The sequence below is a fragment of the Mesorhizobium sp. M0954 genome (genome assembly GCF_040319155.1).
GTDB lineage: Bacteria > Pseudomonadota > Alphaproteobacteria > Rhizobiales > Rhizobiaceae > Mesorhizobium.
The window spans coordinates 326637-340913 of record NZ_JAMYNR010000004.1 but is presented as its reverse complement, the minus strand read 5'-3'; the positions used below and the strand labels follow the sequence as shown (position 1 = coordinate 340913).

13 protein-coding genes and 2 pseudogenes are annotated in these 14277 nt (G+C 61.8%); 2 read left to right on the top strand and 13 right to left on the bottom strand.

Features of this window, described 5'->3' with window-relative positions:
• Window positions 1-371: transposase (locus tag NKH93_RS08460; RefSeq protein ID WP_352458559.1), on the top strand; the 371-nt coding region annotated here is incomplete at its 5' end.
• A gap of 569 nt (window positions 372-940) precedes the next feature.
• Here the strand turns inward: NKH93_RS08460 and NKH93_RS08455 are convergent.
• The 7 genes from NKH93_RS08455 to NKH93_RS08425 all read right to left on the bottom strand — a co-directional run bounded on the left by NKH93_RS08455 (window position 941) and on the right by NKH93_RS08425 (window position 8622).
• Window positions 941-1378 (bottom strand): hypothetical protein, encoded by a 438-nt coding sequence (locus NKH93_RS08455; RefSeq protein WP_352501181.1) that lies wholly within the window; start codon window positions 1376-1378, stop codon window positions 941-943.
• Between the two features lie 3 nt (window positions 1379-1381).
• Complete coding sequence (locus tag NKH93_RS08450) at window positions 1382-3967, bottom strand: hypothetical protein (protein WP_352969827.1); 2586 nt, start codon at window positions 3965-3967, stop codon at window positions 1382-1384.
• Between the two features lie 293 nt (window positions 3968-4260).
• On the bottom strand, window positions 4261-4581 hold the full coding sequence (locus tag NKH93_RS08445; protein WP_352816921.1) for a Bbp19 family protein: 321 nt from the start codon (window positions 4579-4581) through the stop codon (window positions 4261-4263).
• The gene (locus NKH93_RS08440; protein ID WP_352969825.1) at window positions 4578-6320 is read right to left on the bottom strand and encodes a portal protein; all 1743 of its coding nucleotides are present in this window, start codon (window positions 6318-6320) and stop codon (window positions 4578-4580) included. Before NKH93_RS08440 ends, NKH93_RS08445 begins: the two co-directional genes overlap by 4 nt.
• A gap of 180 nt (window positions 6321-6500) precedes the next feature.
• Complete coding sequence (locus tag NKH93_RS08435) at window positions 6501-7664, bottom strand: acyltransferase family protein (RefSeq protein ID WP_352920142.1); 1164 nt, start codon at window positions 7662-7664, stop codon at window positions 6501-6503.
• A gap of 285 nt (window positions 7665-7949) precedes the next feature.
• Window positions 7950-8075 (bottom strand): hypothetical protein, encoded by a 126-nt coding sequence (locus NKH93_RS08430; RefSeq protein ID WP_352906155.1) that lies wholly within the window; start codon window positions 8073-8075, stop codon window positions 7950-7952.
• A 4-nt stretch (window positions 8076-8079) separates the two neighbouring features.
• Entirely contained in the window at window positions 8080-8622 is a 543-nt protein-coding gene (locus NKH93_RS08425) for a hypothetical protein (RefSeq protein ID WP_352920145.1), read from the bottom strand.
• Between the two features lie 95 nt (window positions 8623-8717).
• Here NKH93_RS08425 and NKH93_RS08420 point away from each other — a divergent pair.
• Window positions 8718-9701, top strand: a pseudogene (locus NKH93_RS08420) (IS630 family transposase).
• A 406-nt stretch (window positions 9702-10107) separates the two neighbouring features.
• Here NKH93_RS08420 and NKH93_RS08415 read toward each other — a convergent pair.
• From NKH93_RS08415 to NKH93_RS08390, 6 genes and pseudogenes are all read right to left on the bottom strand, one after another.
• Complete coding sequence (locus NKH93_RS08415) at window positions 10108-10359, bottom strand: hypothetical protein (RefSeq protein WP_352920147.1); 252 nt, start codon at window positions 10357-10359, stop codon at window positions 10108-10110.
• Between the two features lie 36 nt (window positions 10360-10395).
• Window positions 10396-11421: a methyltransferase gene (locus tag NKH93_RS08410; RefSeq protein ID WP_352969822.1), complete on the bottom strand. Its 1026-nt coding sequence runs from the start codon at window positions 11419-11421 to the stop codon at window positions 10396-10398.
• A gap of 147 nt (window positions 11422-11568) precedes the next feature.
• Complete coding sequence (locus NKH93_RS08405) at window positions 11569-12465, bottom strand: phage terminase large subunit family protein (protein WP_502896439.1); 897 nt, start codon at window positions 12463-12465, stop codon at window positions 11569-11571.
• A 189-nt stretch (window positions 12466-12654) separates the two neighbouring features.
• Window positions 12655-13284: pseudogene (locus NKH93_RS08400) on the bottom strand (terminase large subunit domain-containing protein); the annotation flags it as partial.
• The gene (locus NKH93_RS08395; protein ID WP_352920151.1) at window positions 13250-13648 is read right to left on the bottom strand and encodes a hypothetical protein; all 399 of its coding nucleotides are present in this window, start codon (window positions 13646-13648) and stop codon (window positions 13250-13252) included. The gene NKH93_RS08395 and the pseudogene NKH93_RS08400, both read right to left, overlap by 35 nt.
• Before the next feature lie 3 nt (window positions 13649-13651).
• Window positions 13652-14056: a hypothetical protein gene (locus NKH93_RS08390; protein WP_352920154.1), complete on the bottom strand. Its 405-nt coding sequence runs from the start codon at window positions 14054-14056 to the stop codon at window positions 13652-13654.
• Window positions 14057-14277: the final 221 nt, after the last annotated feature.

The following is a 14277-nucleotide window of genomic DNA, read 5'->3' as shown; positions in this document are numbered from 1 at the left end:
GGTTCTACGACCGGCGCGACCTTGCCGAGGTCAAACGCGACCTGGCGCAGTGGATCGCCAAATGGCAGGCCAAATACCCGAAGCTGGTCAACTGGGTGGAAGATAACATCGAGGAGACGCTGAGCTTCTATCGGCTGCCGCTAGCTCACCACAAGCACATGAAGTCGACGAACATGCTGGAGCGGCTGAACCAGGAGATCAAGCGGCGCACCCTGGTCGTTCGCATCTTCCCCAACCCGCGGAGCTGTCTGCGGCTGGTTCGGGCATTGGCGGTGGAGATCCACGAGAACTGGCTCGAGGCGACCCGCTATCTCAACATGGATCATCTGCGCGAGCACAAGAAGGAGAGCCTGAGGGCCTTGGCCGCCTGAGCACCGTCATGTGTCCGCCGCTCCGCTAAACACGGGGGCTGCGCGGCGGACACGCCGACGTCACCGCAATGCCACGCCATTTTGCAGAACTTGACGCACACAACTGCAATGGAGCCAGTGAACTCAAAAGATGGCGACGTCTTCATATGTTCAGTAAGCGACTTCCACACATGGTCCGACATACCGTCATCAGATGACTCGGGATTCGTCGCAGCTAACAAGGCCAGGAAATTTGATATCCAAGAATTTGCCGATCACTTCATTGTAACCAGCAAATCGGGCACGTTCAAACCATCGTCAACGAAATACGATATCTTCCGACGAAACGTATATCAGATCGCTGCATTTGACAGCACGACATTTATGCTCGACACCTTCGTTATGAGGACAGCAAATATTGAAGGTCCTCCGACCAAGGCGCGGGTCACGCTACAAACTCCAACATATCTGAACACGTGGTATTTGGACTGCACCTTGCAGAATTGATGCCCGCAGAACCGATGGCTATTCGCGTTCAGGTTTTGCAGTCCATCAGCTAAATCTCTGACGTGCGAAGTCACTAGGATCATTCAATCCTTTTCCGGCTCGTCGAATGAATGAATCCCGGCCGACTCATTGCCGAGGCGCTCAAACACGTCTAGCGCCCGCTCTGAAACAACAAGCGTGTGGTTCGAAGCCATGCCGAAGTCATCATGTCCTGGCTGCCCATGGATCTTCATCCAGACGAAGGTTGGAAGTTCTGTTTCTGGCTGCAGCCGATGAAACAACTCCGAAGCAGTAACCTCGACGTCGGCAAACGTCGCCCCTGAAACTCGCATCTTCAGCAGCTCCAGCTCGGCTTCTTTGGTGACAAGATAACAGGGAAAACTCCTTATCAGGACATCACCTATCCAAACGTCAATCTCGTAGTGAAGTTTGTGCACAATCGGCGGGTGAACGCGGTTATCGAGAACCGTATTTTTGCCAAAATCACCAGCAACAAATGGCTCTACATAATAATAATCCATTTTTCACCTATATTTTCCGACAGGCGGCACGAAATGATGGCCATATTTCTTATCCATCATTGTAGAATGATCCAGAATCTGCTGCTCCGTTGGATACGGGTACTTTTCATAGAATTTGTCATTTTCGCCCCTAATGATAACAAGATGCAGAATATCGTTTAAATCCTTAGGGATCCCGCGGAGATTTTCTATCGAATTGATCTTTTTCTTCGATAGGAAATTTAGAAGCCTCTTAAGTAATTGCTGCTCAGCCGGATGATGAATTACTACATCCTCGATGTTCACGTCGGGGTTCGCCTGAGCATACGCTTTCCGATAATTATTTGTAGTCGCCTCGCCAAATTTTGCACCGGGATGCTCTACGCGACTAGGGTCTCTGGCAAACAGCTCGCTCGCCACTGCGGCGATCATCTCGCGGTCCAATTTTGACTTCCGAGGCGAACGGGTCGTCTGGTGTCCGCCTTGCACGGGGCTGGGCGTCGTAACGCCAGAGAGGGCGTTGGAGTCAGCGATCGGAAGTTCTCCAGCGGCATCAAGCGACGTCCTGGGTAGTTTGGTGAAATCCTCCGGCTGTGCATTCGCCGGCATGGCTGGCGCAGTGCCTTCGCCAGCACCTAGCTTCTCAAGCTGACCGGGAGCAACCTTGGAACTTGGTGCGGCTTCCAGACTGCCTATGGATCGTTCTGCATGCCCTGCCGCCCCGGAACCGACCAACTCAATTGCTTGCGGGATTCCTTTCTCGGCAACAGCGGCTCGACCAAACGCGGGCGACGGTATCGACCAGCCCAATGCGTCAGATCCCTGATGCATCATCAGATTTTCGTCGCGGTTCGACGGCTCGTAGTAGGCATCCTTGTAATCTGGAGGGCTGATCGTTCCTCCGGCCATGCCGTAGGCAACCCAATCATTTACATTGGCCAGGGCGATCCCCGCATTGGCAACTACCTTGCCAAGGGCTTTCCCCTCTGATGCCAACACCAAAAGCGTCGAAGGGGCCTTGTAGCCAGACTCAACCGGTATAATCCAGGCCAGATCGGCATCCGCCAGTTGCCGGGCCACGCCTGCTCGAGCGGCAGGGCCGGACGTTCCGGCAAGCAGCGTGCTTACTTTCGCGTTTATGTCCTGCTGGTACATGCTCGCGCTGTCATAATTGTCGGAGAGATCACGGATAATGGACAGCGGCACGGGCTGAGGGTTCTCAATACCCAAATGTTCTTGCGCGGCGACCGACATGGCTATCGCTTTGTCATAGGCGTCCTTGTCATAGCCGTTTGGATCCTCAAGCCCGCCGCCGATCACGGCTTTCCAGGCGGCATCGACATTGGGAAACACCTCCCTGACGTAGCCTCCGGCATCGGTTCGCCTGTGGTTCATGACCAGCCCTACCGCGGCAGCGGTCGCCTGACGGCGCGTCTGGTCTTCCTGCGTACCGTTCGACCCGGAATCGGGGTCGCGTAGCGCCGCATGGATCGCTTGGTTCGGCATGGTGCGCATCCCGAAAACCTGCCCACCGACATCGGCTCGCCAGTCGAAATCTCGGAAGCGTTTGTCGCCCTTGTCGAGCCCATAGGCGATCCTGAAGGCGTCCCGGCCAGGCATCTTGCCGGAATAAGCGCCAGTCCGTGCGATGGCGTCCGGCGCGTTCTGCTCGGCGAGACCGATGTTGGTGCGAAGCTCAACCTGCTGAGCAGTGTTGGCCGCCTGCGCCTGTCGGATCAGCGCTGCCTGTTCCTGTTGCGGAAGGTCGTCCCTGAACGCCTGCGCCACCCTTTCATCAGGCGTCTGCTTGCCGACGCGGTCACCCTTCGCTGCCGCCGCATTGGGCGCACCAAAGGCGCTGGAGCCACCCAGGGCCGCGGCGGTGTCGTCCTTGGTTCGGCTTCCAGCCTGCGCAGCACCCAACATCTCGGCAGCCCGCTTCGGATCCTGGGCGATCATCGCTTGAACCAGCGCCTTGGCCGTATTGCTGCGCCAGGCGACTTCCGCCGCTTGTCGGGCAAGCGGGTTGCGGAGTTTGGCGATCAGGTCAAAGCCGTTCTGCCGGATCGCCTCGAAGTTCTCGGTGTCCTTCGGGTTGCTTTGCGCGATGGCACTGGTTGAGATGTTATCGACCTTGGTCCACTCGGCCTGCTCATATTCGTCGCGCCGCTGAAGCTGCCTCGCAGCCATGCGTAGTGAGCCGGCCTCGCGCATGGCCTCCTTCTGCCTGGCGAAAGCGGTGCGCTGACTCTCGGGTATTTTCGGCAAGGCGTCGTCGAACAGCGTGTCGAACAGGCCAGGCTTGGTGACGAGGCCGGTGCGCGGATCGACCTGGCCGTACATCGTGTCATGCAGGCCTCCGCCATCGGCCGGCGCATTCGCCACCACCTCGTCTTCCGCCTGCGCGATCTGGCCGTTGAACCGACGCCGCGCGAGTTCAGCGTCGAACGCTTCCTGCTGCTGCTTCTGCTGCTGATAGCGCTCTGCGACCGCAGAGAGCTCGTCGCCAAAACCCTGCATCGCCCTGCCGATCGGCGACCCTTCGGGATAGGAGAGCACATTGCCGGTATCGAGCCGGCGCTGAGCAAGCTGGAGAGGTATAGTCGCCATTTAATATTCCTTGCCCAAGGAGCCCGCAGACTCGAACTGCCGAAGATCACCGCGCGGTCGGGCGCCGCACCGGCGATCCGGCCGGGTCCTGCCGCCTTCGTCGGGTCATGAATTTTGGAGAGGTCGCCAATGAGGAATTGGCCGACATTAATGATGCTCAAAGCCGACGGGCGTCGGCTAAACGGGGATTGGCCGCGGCAACCTATGGTGATCCTGCTGTGAACTGGCCGAGGTCGCCGGAATGATCGGCCGGAGCGGGCCGTGACCCCTGCAAGGCCGGCGCTCCTAAGCCCCTACGCCTCCGCCCTCGCCGCCTTCTCCAGTGCCGCCAGTTGCGCCTCGTCCAGCGTCAAAAACCCCATAATATGCTGCACCACTTCGGCCCGCGCGTTGCTCAGCGCGCTGTGCAGCTCGAAGCCGTTCGGCGTCTTGGTCTTGGCCAGCCACTCGCCATAGGATGGGCGGCGGTAATAGCCGGTTGCGGCCGCCAGGTCGGCCAGCACCATTTCGCCGTCCTGGCCCGAGAACACCCTGAGATAGGCCTTGGCCAGGGCATCCCGCGCCTTGGCCGGGCCGCCGGCCTGGCTGGAATGGGCGAAGCGTTTTTGGCTCATGCGCCCTGCCCGCCCGAAGCATCTTGCACATCCTGCGGCATCAGCCCGCCGAGCCCATCGAGCAGGCCGCTGTCGCGCGCCTGCACTGCCGCCGGCACGGCATCCCTGGCGACCTTGCCGGCGGCAGCCATCGCCGCCATGCCGGCCTGTTCAGCTTGAGCCTTGGCTCTGGCATCGCGGATGCCGGCCACCTCGTCCTGGCGGCGAAAAATGCGCTGCGGGCTGCGGCCGGCGCCCTGAACGATCTTCAGCGCCTCGTCGCCGTCGATATTGTCCATCACGCCGGGGTCGAACTGCGCCATCTGCATGGCCGTGGTGACAACCTGGGTGGTGTCGCGCGCCTCGGCCGAACGGCGCAGCACGTCGAGCGGACCGGTGAAGGTCGGCCGCAGCGCCTTGCCGGCAAGGCTCGCCGGCGGCAGGAAGCGGCTATCTTCCTCGTAAAGTCCCTTGTCCTCGAGAATGCCCAGCTCGCGGTCGAGATTAGAGGCAAAGCCGGCCTGGATGATCGAACCGGACGGCCCGAGCAGCGCGCCCTTCTCCTCCTGCCGGATCAAGGCTTCGGTCGCCGTCATCTGCGGGTTCTGTACCAGCGTCTGGAACAGATTGACGAACATCATGTCGCGGATCTCCTCGGCCCGGCTGTCGGCATAATTGAACGCATAGGTCGGGTTCTGGCCGGTGGCGATCGGCGCGATCAGCGGCCGGCCGGCATCGTCGATCAGCCCGGGATAGTTCTCGCCGGGATTGAGCACCGGCACATAGTCTAGCCTTGCCTTGGAGGCCGTCGCCGGATCGGTGATCTGCTGCAGCGCGCGCAGGCCGGAGCGCCGCACGGCGTTCTCCTCGCGCACCGTCGTCAGCGCCTCGATGGTCGGCGAGATGCCGTACGGATCGCCCTCGTAGCGGCGCCAGTTGAAGCACGACACCGGGAACGAGCGAAAACCGCTTTCCCTGACGACCGCCTCCTCGTCCTCGATGACGTGATAGGAAGCGAACGCCGTATCGAGATACTGGTAGGAGCCACTCAAGCTGTACATCTTGCGCTCGTCGCGCGGCTGGATGCACTGGATCAGCGAGATCTTCGTCTCGCATTTGGCGGGGTCGTCGACCAGGATTTTGATCCGCGCCGGCAGTCTGTCATAGCCGAGCAGTTGCGCGGCCTGTCTTGCCGTGCGCTCGTAGCGGCGGTGGAAAATGTCGACCTGGCCCCAGCGGTTGCGCGAGAGATAGCCCTCGACCACCGGGATCGAGGCATAGCGGATCAGCGTGCCGCCAAAACCTTCCTCGGCATAGAGATAGGCCGGGCCGTAGCGCACGACATTGCGCAGGCAGGCCTGCGTTGCCGGCACGAAGTTCGAATTGGCGGAGTAGCGCAGCGAGAAAAGGAAATCGCGCAGCGCTTCCGCCCATTCCTTTTCCTCGTCGGTCTCCTCGTCGTTGATGGCCGCGGTCGACAACCCATGCCATTTCTCCGACTGCGGAATGATCAGGCTTTCCAGCCCGGCGGCCAGCCGGTTGGCGGCCGAGTTGATGGTGTTGGCGTAGACACGCGCACCGCGCCGCTCCTGCCGCTCGGCCTGCGAGTCCGTGCCCGCGTGGCGGCGGCCGCTCCACATGTCGGGAGCATCGGGATCGCAGAATTCGGACACCGCCTCCCAGACATGCTCGTATTGGCTGCGCTCGCTCTCCAGTTCAGCCTGTCGCGATAGAATATCGCGAGCACGGGAATCGCTCATGGTCAGCCTCGCTTGATGGATGAATGGGAAAAGAAAGATGGCGGGACGTCGAAACTGCCAATCTCCCCACTTGAGGGGGAGATGTCCGGTAGGACAGATGGGGTCGTCTCGCGTGGATCGGCGACCCCCTCTGTCGCCTTCGGCGACATCTCCCCCTCAAGGGGGGAGATCGGCAGCGCCTTATTCCGCCGGCGTCGTCTCCAGCGCGGCTTTGCGCCCAAAGCGCTGCACCACGAAACGGCCCATCTTCTGGCCGGGCACTTCGATCAGCGTATAGGTGATCCAGGACAGCAGGCACACCACCGGCAAGACGACGACAGTGACGACCGCGAAGCGCAGCGGCGACGACAATTCGTGACCGAACTGGGTGATGACCAGAGCCGCCACCGGCTGGAGAACCAGCAGATGGATCAAATAGATGCTGAAGGAAAGCTCACCCATCAAATGAAAGAACCTGTTGGCGAGCGTCATGGCGATCTTTCTGGCCACGATGCCCGCCATTCCCGGCAGCATCCGGTAGAGAACCAGGGCAAAGAACCCCAGGACGAGCGCTTCGCGCATCAACAGCTTGCCCAGCCCATAGCCGCCGCCGAAGGGCAGCGCCGCCAGCAGCATGGCCAGTGCCAGATGCACGAAGGGCCGCTTCTGCCTTTGATGGACGACACCCGCCAGCAGCATCCCGCACAGGAAAATCTGCATCTTCAACGGCAGGAACGACGGCATCGGAAAATGCACCGACAACTGCCCCATCAAGAACACCATCGCGCTGCCGATCGCGGCGGTCAGGATGGCCGCCCATAGCCAGTCAAGCCTGCGCACCAGCAGCATGATGGCCGGAAACAGCGCGTAGAACTGCATCTCCAAGCCCAGGCTCCAGTCGGGCAGCGGCGTGCGATAGGCGAAATTCGGCACCAGGCCGAACAGGAACAGCAGATGGGCGCCGATATTCTTCAGGCCGCTGTCGAGATAACGCTCGGGCGCCTGCGGCGACCTCAGCAGGAACTCGTCGATGACCATTCTCGACCCGTAGAGATAGGGGCCAAGCGCCAGGGCAACGAACAGCATGACGTAGAACAGCGGCGCTATCCTGAAGTAGCGGCGGGTCCAGAATTTCAGCCAGGTTTCCGGCCTTTGCCAGGGCTCGTTGTCCTGGCGCAGCTGGTAATGGAACACCATCAGGAAGCCGGACAGCATGATGAACAGATCGACGCCGAGGTCCGGTTCGCCAAGAATAGGAATCTGCCAGCCGGTCAACAACAAGCAGTGCCCGATGAGTACCCAGATCGCGGCGAGCGCCCGAAGCCCGTCCAGGCACTCGATGCGCGATGACCCGGCTTCTGTCATGCCGAACTCCTCGATGGCCATGTTGCAATGCAGCATGGCGGCTGAGGGAGGAATGTCAACCGTGCGGAAGGAACACGATTTGCGCTCGGTTGTTACGGAAAAGGCGGAACATCTGAGGGCAATTGTAGAGGCATGCACTTGAACACCCGGGGCGCGAAGGATCGCGGCTTACGCGATCCCGGCAGGCAAGCTCCCGTCTACCTCTTCTTCACCAACCGCGCGTGCCGGCGCCAGTACCACCAAGCCAGCACCCGGTTGCGGAACACTCTTCTCATGGCGCCCATGTCACACCCCCAGCAGCACGCGGCGCTGGCCGGTGAGCTCACTGGGCGACAAATCGGTCTTCACGGTTCCGGCGGTGCCATCATTGGCCGCAAGCTGGGCCCGCAAGGCGGCTTCGCGCGCCTGCACGTCCTTATCGGCAATGGTCGGTGTCGGCGGCAACGGCTTCAGCGCCGGCGGCTTTTGAAAAAGGCACATGGTTTTCTCCAAAGTGAGAGGCTCTTGTCCAGTCGTAGAGCAGAAAATCCTCGCCGTTCCGGCCATAGCCCGGCAGGCGGCAGCGTTGCGTCGCGCCCAGCCGGGCAAGCCAGCGCAGCGCTAGTTGATTGGCCGCCAAGGCGCGGGCCTCGACACGCCAGGCGCCGCGCGCGGCAACTTCAGGCCCGAGCACGGCCTGAAAGAATTCCGTAATCCCAGGGACGCAGCGCCTCATGCGGCGCGTGCCCCAGCTCCAGGCGATCCACAGCCCGCTGCGCTGCTCGGCAGCGCCGAAGCCGGCCTCCGGATTGCCGTCGAGCTCGGCGACATAGGCAAACCCCTGCAGCGCCGTCAACGCCAGCAGCGCCGGCGACCAGTGGTCGAACTGGCAATCGATCTCGGCGCGGTCCTCGAGCCGGAGGTTGGCAGCGATGTAGGAGAGGTCGCGCAAAGTGGCGGGAATGATGCGGAGGATCATGTTGGGTCACTTCCGGCACGCTGCGAAGCGGAGAGCCCTAGAGCGGTTCCTGATTTGACGGAATCGAAGGGGATTCCGGATCAGTCGGTTTTGTGATTCAAGATGCTGGCTGGAGTGGAGGCCAGCATCGGATGACGCGACCTCTTTCGGATGATCTTCGCGAACGTGTTGTAGCGGCGGTTTTGGGTGGCGAGAGCCGCCGGTCGGCCGCGAAACGGTTCGGCATTTCGGTTTCGGCGGCGGTGAAGTTGTTGCAGCGCCATCGGGCGACTGGCTCGGTTGCGCCTGGCAAGATGGGCGGACATCGCAAGAGGGTGCTGGAGCCGCACCGTGCCTTCATCGAGGCGCGTGTGCGTGAGACGCCGCATCTGACACTGCATGGTCTGAAGGATGAGTTGGCCGCACGCGGGGTCAAGGTCTCGCACAACGCGGTCTGGATGTTCTTGAGGCGCGAGGGCCTGAGCTTCAAAAAAAACGCTGTTCGCCCTTGAGCAGGCGCGCGCTGATATTGCCCGCAGGCGTCAGCGATGGCGCTCTTGGCAGGCCGGCCTCGATCCGCAGCATCTGGTCTTCATCGACGAGACCTGGATCAAGACCAACATGGCTCCGCTGCGCGGTTGGGGGCCGAAGGGCGAGCGGCTGCGCGGCTTGGCCCCGCACGGCCACTGGCGCACGCTGACCTTCCTCGGCGCGCTGCGCTGCGATAGGCTCGCGGCACCTTGCGTCTTCGACGGGCCAATCAACGGCCAATGCTTCCGCGCCTATGTCGAGCAGCAGCTCATCACCGTGCTGAAACCCGGCGACATCGTCGTCATGGATAATCTGGGAAGTCACAAGTCGGCGGCCATCAGGCAGATGATCAAGGCGGCCGGCGCCAGGCTTTGGTACCTACCGCCCTACTCCCCAGACCTCAATCCGATCGAGCGGCCTTTGCCAAAATCAAATACTGGATGCGCCAAGCTCAGAAACGTACCGTCGAGGACACTTGGCGCCACATCGGCCACCTCGTTGAAACGATCGAGGCAACCGAATGCAACAACTACTTCGCAAACGCCGGCTACGCTTCCATCAAAACGTGAAAGGCTCTAGGGAAACGAGGCGCCAAGCTAGATTGACTCTCTTTGCCGTCTGGATTTCCTTGGCCTGTGACTTGTGGATGTACCTATGGGAACAAGCGCATGACTTGTAGTAACTGCGCGCCGATCGAGGAGACCCGTACGATCTTTAGCACCGGTCGTCTCGCGGCGGCGATCACGATGGCCAAAGAGGCCATACGCGACGGTATTCTGCAGGAAGTACCGGGTGGTCCTATGTCGAGTGTCATCCCGTTTTCGGATCTCAACCCGGATGGACCATGGGACGATCTGCTTCGTTACCGCTTTCGGTGCACGACCTGCGCACAGGTTTTCTTGCTCTCCGCAGAGACCTATCATGGCAGCGGCGGCGAATGGGCTAAGGAGCCCGGCTAAGCTTTTCGGCACTTCCTCACCGAAACGCCCCCAGCGGATCGCTCTGCCCAGCCTTCCGCCGCGCGGCCTTGAACATCGCCGGGTCGACCTGCGCCTCCCTCAGCATCATCACGCCGTAGCGGGTCGCGGCCATCAGATCGTGGCGCAGCTTCACCACTTGGCCGTCCCTGCGATGATAGAGACGGAACTCCTCGAACCAGGGCAAAAGCGTCGAAACCATCTTGAAGCGGCTTGATTGCATGCGGCCAAGCATCGGCCCGACCGCCACCGAACCGCCGGCGAACTGCGCGCGGGTGCCAAGCCTCTACTTGTAAGCCACTGCTGCGCTTGCAGGTCCCGCCAACGGAATAATCTCGCAGCGACTAAACCCTGCCTCTTTGCACCACTCGGTGAACTGGGCGCCGGTGAAGTCAAACGCCTCGCCAAATTCGATCAGCATGTTCAGCGACATCATGAGACCGAAGCCGTTTTGCCTGCGTTCGTCGTCGATGATGTTCTCGATGGCGACCAGCGCGCCACCGGTCGGCAATGCACGGTAGGCCTTGGCGATCAGCATTTTCTTGTTCTCGAGATTCCAGTCGTGAAGGATCATTCCCATCGTGATGATGTCCGCCTTGGGGAATTCGTCCGCGAAAAAGTCGATCGTCTCGGCGATGACCCGGCCGCCGAGATTGCGCTCCCTCAAGCGCCGTTCGGCGATCGGCTGCACATCGGCGAGATCGCACGTCCGGCATTGCATATGCGGATGCCGCGCCGCGACGATGGCCGAAAGCTGCCCGGTTGCGCCGCCTATATCGGCCAGCGTCTTATATTTGGAAAAGTCGAATTTCTCGGCAAACGCCGTGAAATTGCCCATGGAGATGCCGCTCATCGCGTCCATGAACTGCTCCAGGCGCGCCGGGTCCGCATAGAGCTCGCCGAACATCGACTTGCCTGTCTCCTTGATCTCGTTTTGAGGCTTTCCGGTTTGCAATGCCGGTGTGAGATCGCCCCAGAACCGATACAGTCGTGCGTTCGCCATCTCAAGGATTCCACCGATGTATTGGGGGCTCCGCTTGACCAGGAACAGCGCGGTCGATGGCGTATTGCCGTATTTGCCGGTTTCACCGGCGCCGTCCCTCTGCAGCAATCCGAGCGCGACGAGGGTGTCGAGAAAATCATACGTTGCGCGCGGATGCAGCCCCATCGCGCCTTGCAGTTCGAGGCCCGTTTTGGGGCCGTCCGCAAGCAGCGAGAAGAGTCCCAGTTCCACGGCGCTCAACAATGTCTTGGCTGGCCAGAACCCAAAGCCAATTTGCAGTATGTGGTCTGGAGAAATTCCGTCTTGCATCTGAGCCTCCCCTATCGGCGAACGCCCCCGTGAGGCCACGCCGATGCGTCCCTTGAGCGGGATCATTCGATGCTACACCACGTCCACGGACGTTCACTACAGTTTTCCAATCGGAGCCGGAGCGCATTGCCTCCCTCCCGATTTTCCTCACCGAAACGCCCCCAGCGGATCGGCCTGCCCGGCCTTGCGCCGCGCGGCCTTGAACACCGCCGGGTCGACCTGCGCCTCCCTCAGCATCATCACGCCGTAGCGGGTCGCCGCCATCAAATCGTCGCGCAGCTTCACCACCTGGCCGTCCCTGCGGTGATAGAGCCGGAACTCCTCGAACCACGGCAAAAGCGTCGCAAACACCTTGAAGCGGCCTGAATGCATGCGGTCGAGCATCTCCATCAGCCCGGCTTCGACCGAGACCGAACCGTCGGCGAACTGCGCATGGCTGGCGAGCATGTTCAGCCCGTGTGCGGAATATTGCTTCGCCAGTGCGGTGCCGGCACCTTCCAGCGTCTCGCGGCGGCCGTCGCGCGGCCATGCCCAAGGCAGCCATTCGCCCCATGGTTTCAAGGTCAGCGCCTGCATGGCGGGCGTCTGCTGCGAAGCCCGGCAGGCCTTTGTGACATAGACGACATCGGCCTCCGTATCCCAGGCGAGCTCGACCGCCGCCGAGGGATGGTCCCAGCCGAAATCGAGGGCCCCGAGCCGCGGCCAATAGCGCGGCAGCGGGAACGGCTCGCAGGCGATCAGCTCCTCGGCCACCGGAAAGATGCGGCCGGAGCCGAGCACCGGAATGCCCTTGGCCCGCGCCTCACGCTCATGCGCCGGATAGGCGGCAATGATCTCGGCGCGCTGCTGCGGCGTATAATGCCCGGCATCGTCGATGGTCATGAAGGTGACGTGGCGGGTCATTGTGCGCCCTCGCGGCATTGAATCGTGGTGGCAGGCGCTGGACGTATGGTGCTGTTTGACAAAGAACTTTCCGATGGCGGGACAGCGCCCCTCTCTGTCCTGCCGGACATCTCCCCCACAAGGGGGGAGATCGGATGCCACTCCAGCTTTCGCCAACCTCCAACGTCGACTGCAAAGCGCGGCCGGTGAAATTGCCAATCTCCCCCCTCGTGGGGGAGATGTCCGGCAGGACAGAGGGGGGCGCGAAGGAACGCAACGGATGAGAAGAGCGAATGCTTCTTTCCTGAACTTGCCTCACCCCCTCCCCATCCCTCCCACCTCCCCCGCAGACAAGAACAGCAGCACCACATCGCTCATGCCGAGCAGCGGCGTGAAGGTGACGATGGTGATGCCGCCGGTGGCGTTGGTGCGGGTCAGCCCTTCGGAATAGATGTCGAGCGGCGGTTCCTCGTCGAACCAGACGCCGTGCAGTGTTTCGCCCTGCCATTTCTCGCGGCCCTTCTCGTAGCTCTTGAACGACAGCACCGATTCGCCGGCCTGGACGTCGCCGCCGCCGCCCCAGCGCACCACGACGCTGTCGAGCGCGCCCGGCGCCCGCCCCGCCATCGTGCTGACGAGGGCGTCGGCCGGGATCATGCCGGTGCCCCAGGCCGCCTGCTGCTGCGGCGGGCCGATCAGGATGCGCTGCGGGTTGTCGCGCGTGCTTTCGCCGGTGACGCCGGCCGCCCACATCCGAACCGGACAATCGAAAACCTTGCCTTGCCACCAATCTGGATAGCGGCCGGTGAGATGCATCGCCCACTCGGCGCCGCCGGCCCTGGTCTTGCCGAGCTGGTTGCCGGCCATGAACAGGCGCTCGCGATTGGTAGCTCCAGCGGCGTGGAACTCGGCCTGCCGGGGATAGGGCCGATAGGCGGCAAGCTGGTTAGTGCGGCGCCTGCGGTCCAGCTCCGCCAGCAGGCTGAGATATTCCGTCCTTGCCGCCCGGCTCTGCGAGGCCTTTTGCGAAGCCCGGCTTCTCGAGGAACGGCCTAAGGACGGCTTCGAGGCCGCGGATGCGCTGCCTGATTTCGTCATCGCTCAATGCATCCAGATTGTTGATGTTGACACTAATATCCTTGGGCAGCACCGACAGCACGAGCTTCAGATACTGATCGGGCTTTTCGGCGCGCACCTCGGCGATGACGCCGGCGCCATGGGCGCGAAAATCAGCGCGGATCGCTTCGAGAAAGCCGTCAGCCAGCGTCTTCTTCGGCCGCCTGGTTCGGCTGCCGGGTGCTTGATCGTGCGGCTGCGGATCGCCGGTAGAAGGAGCCTTGGCCATGCCCTACTCCGCCGTCCCGGCGGACATCGGCTTCTTGTTGCCTGGCCGCACGATGCGCCTGCGCGGCCTGGCCTTCTTGCCGGCGCGTGCCGACTTCGGCTTCCGCGGCTGGCTTGCGGGTTTCGCATCAGTCGTCGTGCCGGGCTTCATCGCAGCGGCGTCAGGCAAGGCGTTCAGCCTTGCCCTGAGAATTGCCACCGCGTTGCCGTCGAGTGCTTCCGACGGGAAGCCGAAGCCGCCGACCGCATCGACGGTACCGCCGCGCACCATGCCGATCCGCACGCCGGCGGCGACCTGCTCGAAGCGGCCATGGCGTGCGTAGGGTGCGGCGCCGGCAAACTCGCCAATGGCGCTGACGACCTCGCGGCCGTCATCGTCGGTGATGATGGTGGCGTAACGGTTGGACATGGGGATGTTCTCTGAAGTGGGCGCACGGGCGCGTTGGGAAATCTATGGACGATAGGTGATTGCGGACCGGGATAGTCGGTCGCGTTCATTCGCGCCGACATACCTCGGCAGCACACGCAACATTCGGTCGAACAGGAGCCCGAAATGAAAAACCCGCCTCGACGGGCGGGTCGTTGGAGCCAATTAGCACCATACCGAAATTAGTAGCATAGCTGCCGGCA

Bases quoted from the DNA above. Each gene is read 5' to 3' on its own strand.
- NKH93_RS08455 (WP_352501181.1), bottom strand. From the start codon at position 1,378: ATGGATTATTATTATGTAGAGCCATTTGTTGCTGGTGATTTTGGCAAA.
- NKH93_RS08450 (WP_352969827.1), bottom strand. From the start codon at position 3,967: ATGGCGACTATACCTCTCCAGCTTGCTCAGCGCCGGCTCGATACCGGC.
- NKH93_RS08445 (WP_352816921.1), bottom strand. From the start codon at position 4,581: ATGAGCCAAAAACGCTTCGCCCATTCCAGCCAGGCCGGCGGCCCGGCC.
- NKH93_RS08440 (WP_352969825.1), bottom strand. From the start codon at position 6,320: ATGAGCGATTCCCGTGCTCGCGATATTCTATCGCGACAGGCTGAACTG.
- NKH93_RS08435 (WP_352920142.1), bottom strand. From the start codon at position 7,664: ATGACAGAAGCCGGGTCATCGCGCATCGAGTGCCTGGACGGGCTTCGG.
- NKH93_RS08425 (WP_352920145.1), bottom strand. From the start codon at position 8,622: ATGATCCTCCGCATCATTCCCGCCACTTTGCGCGACCTCTCCTACATC.
- NKH93_RS08410 (WP_352969822.1), bottom strand. From the start codon at position 11,421: ATGCAAGACGGAATTTCTCCAGACCACATACTGCAAATTGGCTTTGGG.
- NKH93_RS08395 (WP_352920151.1), bottom strand. From the start codon at position 13,648: ATGGCCAAGGCTCCTTCTACCGGCGATCCGCAGCCGCACGATCAAGCA.
- NKH93_RS08390 (WP_352920154.1), bottom strand. From the start codon at position 14,056: ATGTCCAACCGTTACGCCACCATCATCACCGACGATGACGGCCGCGAG.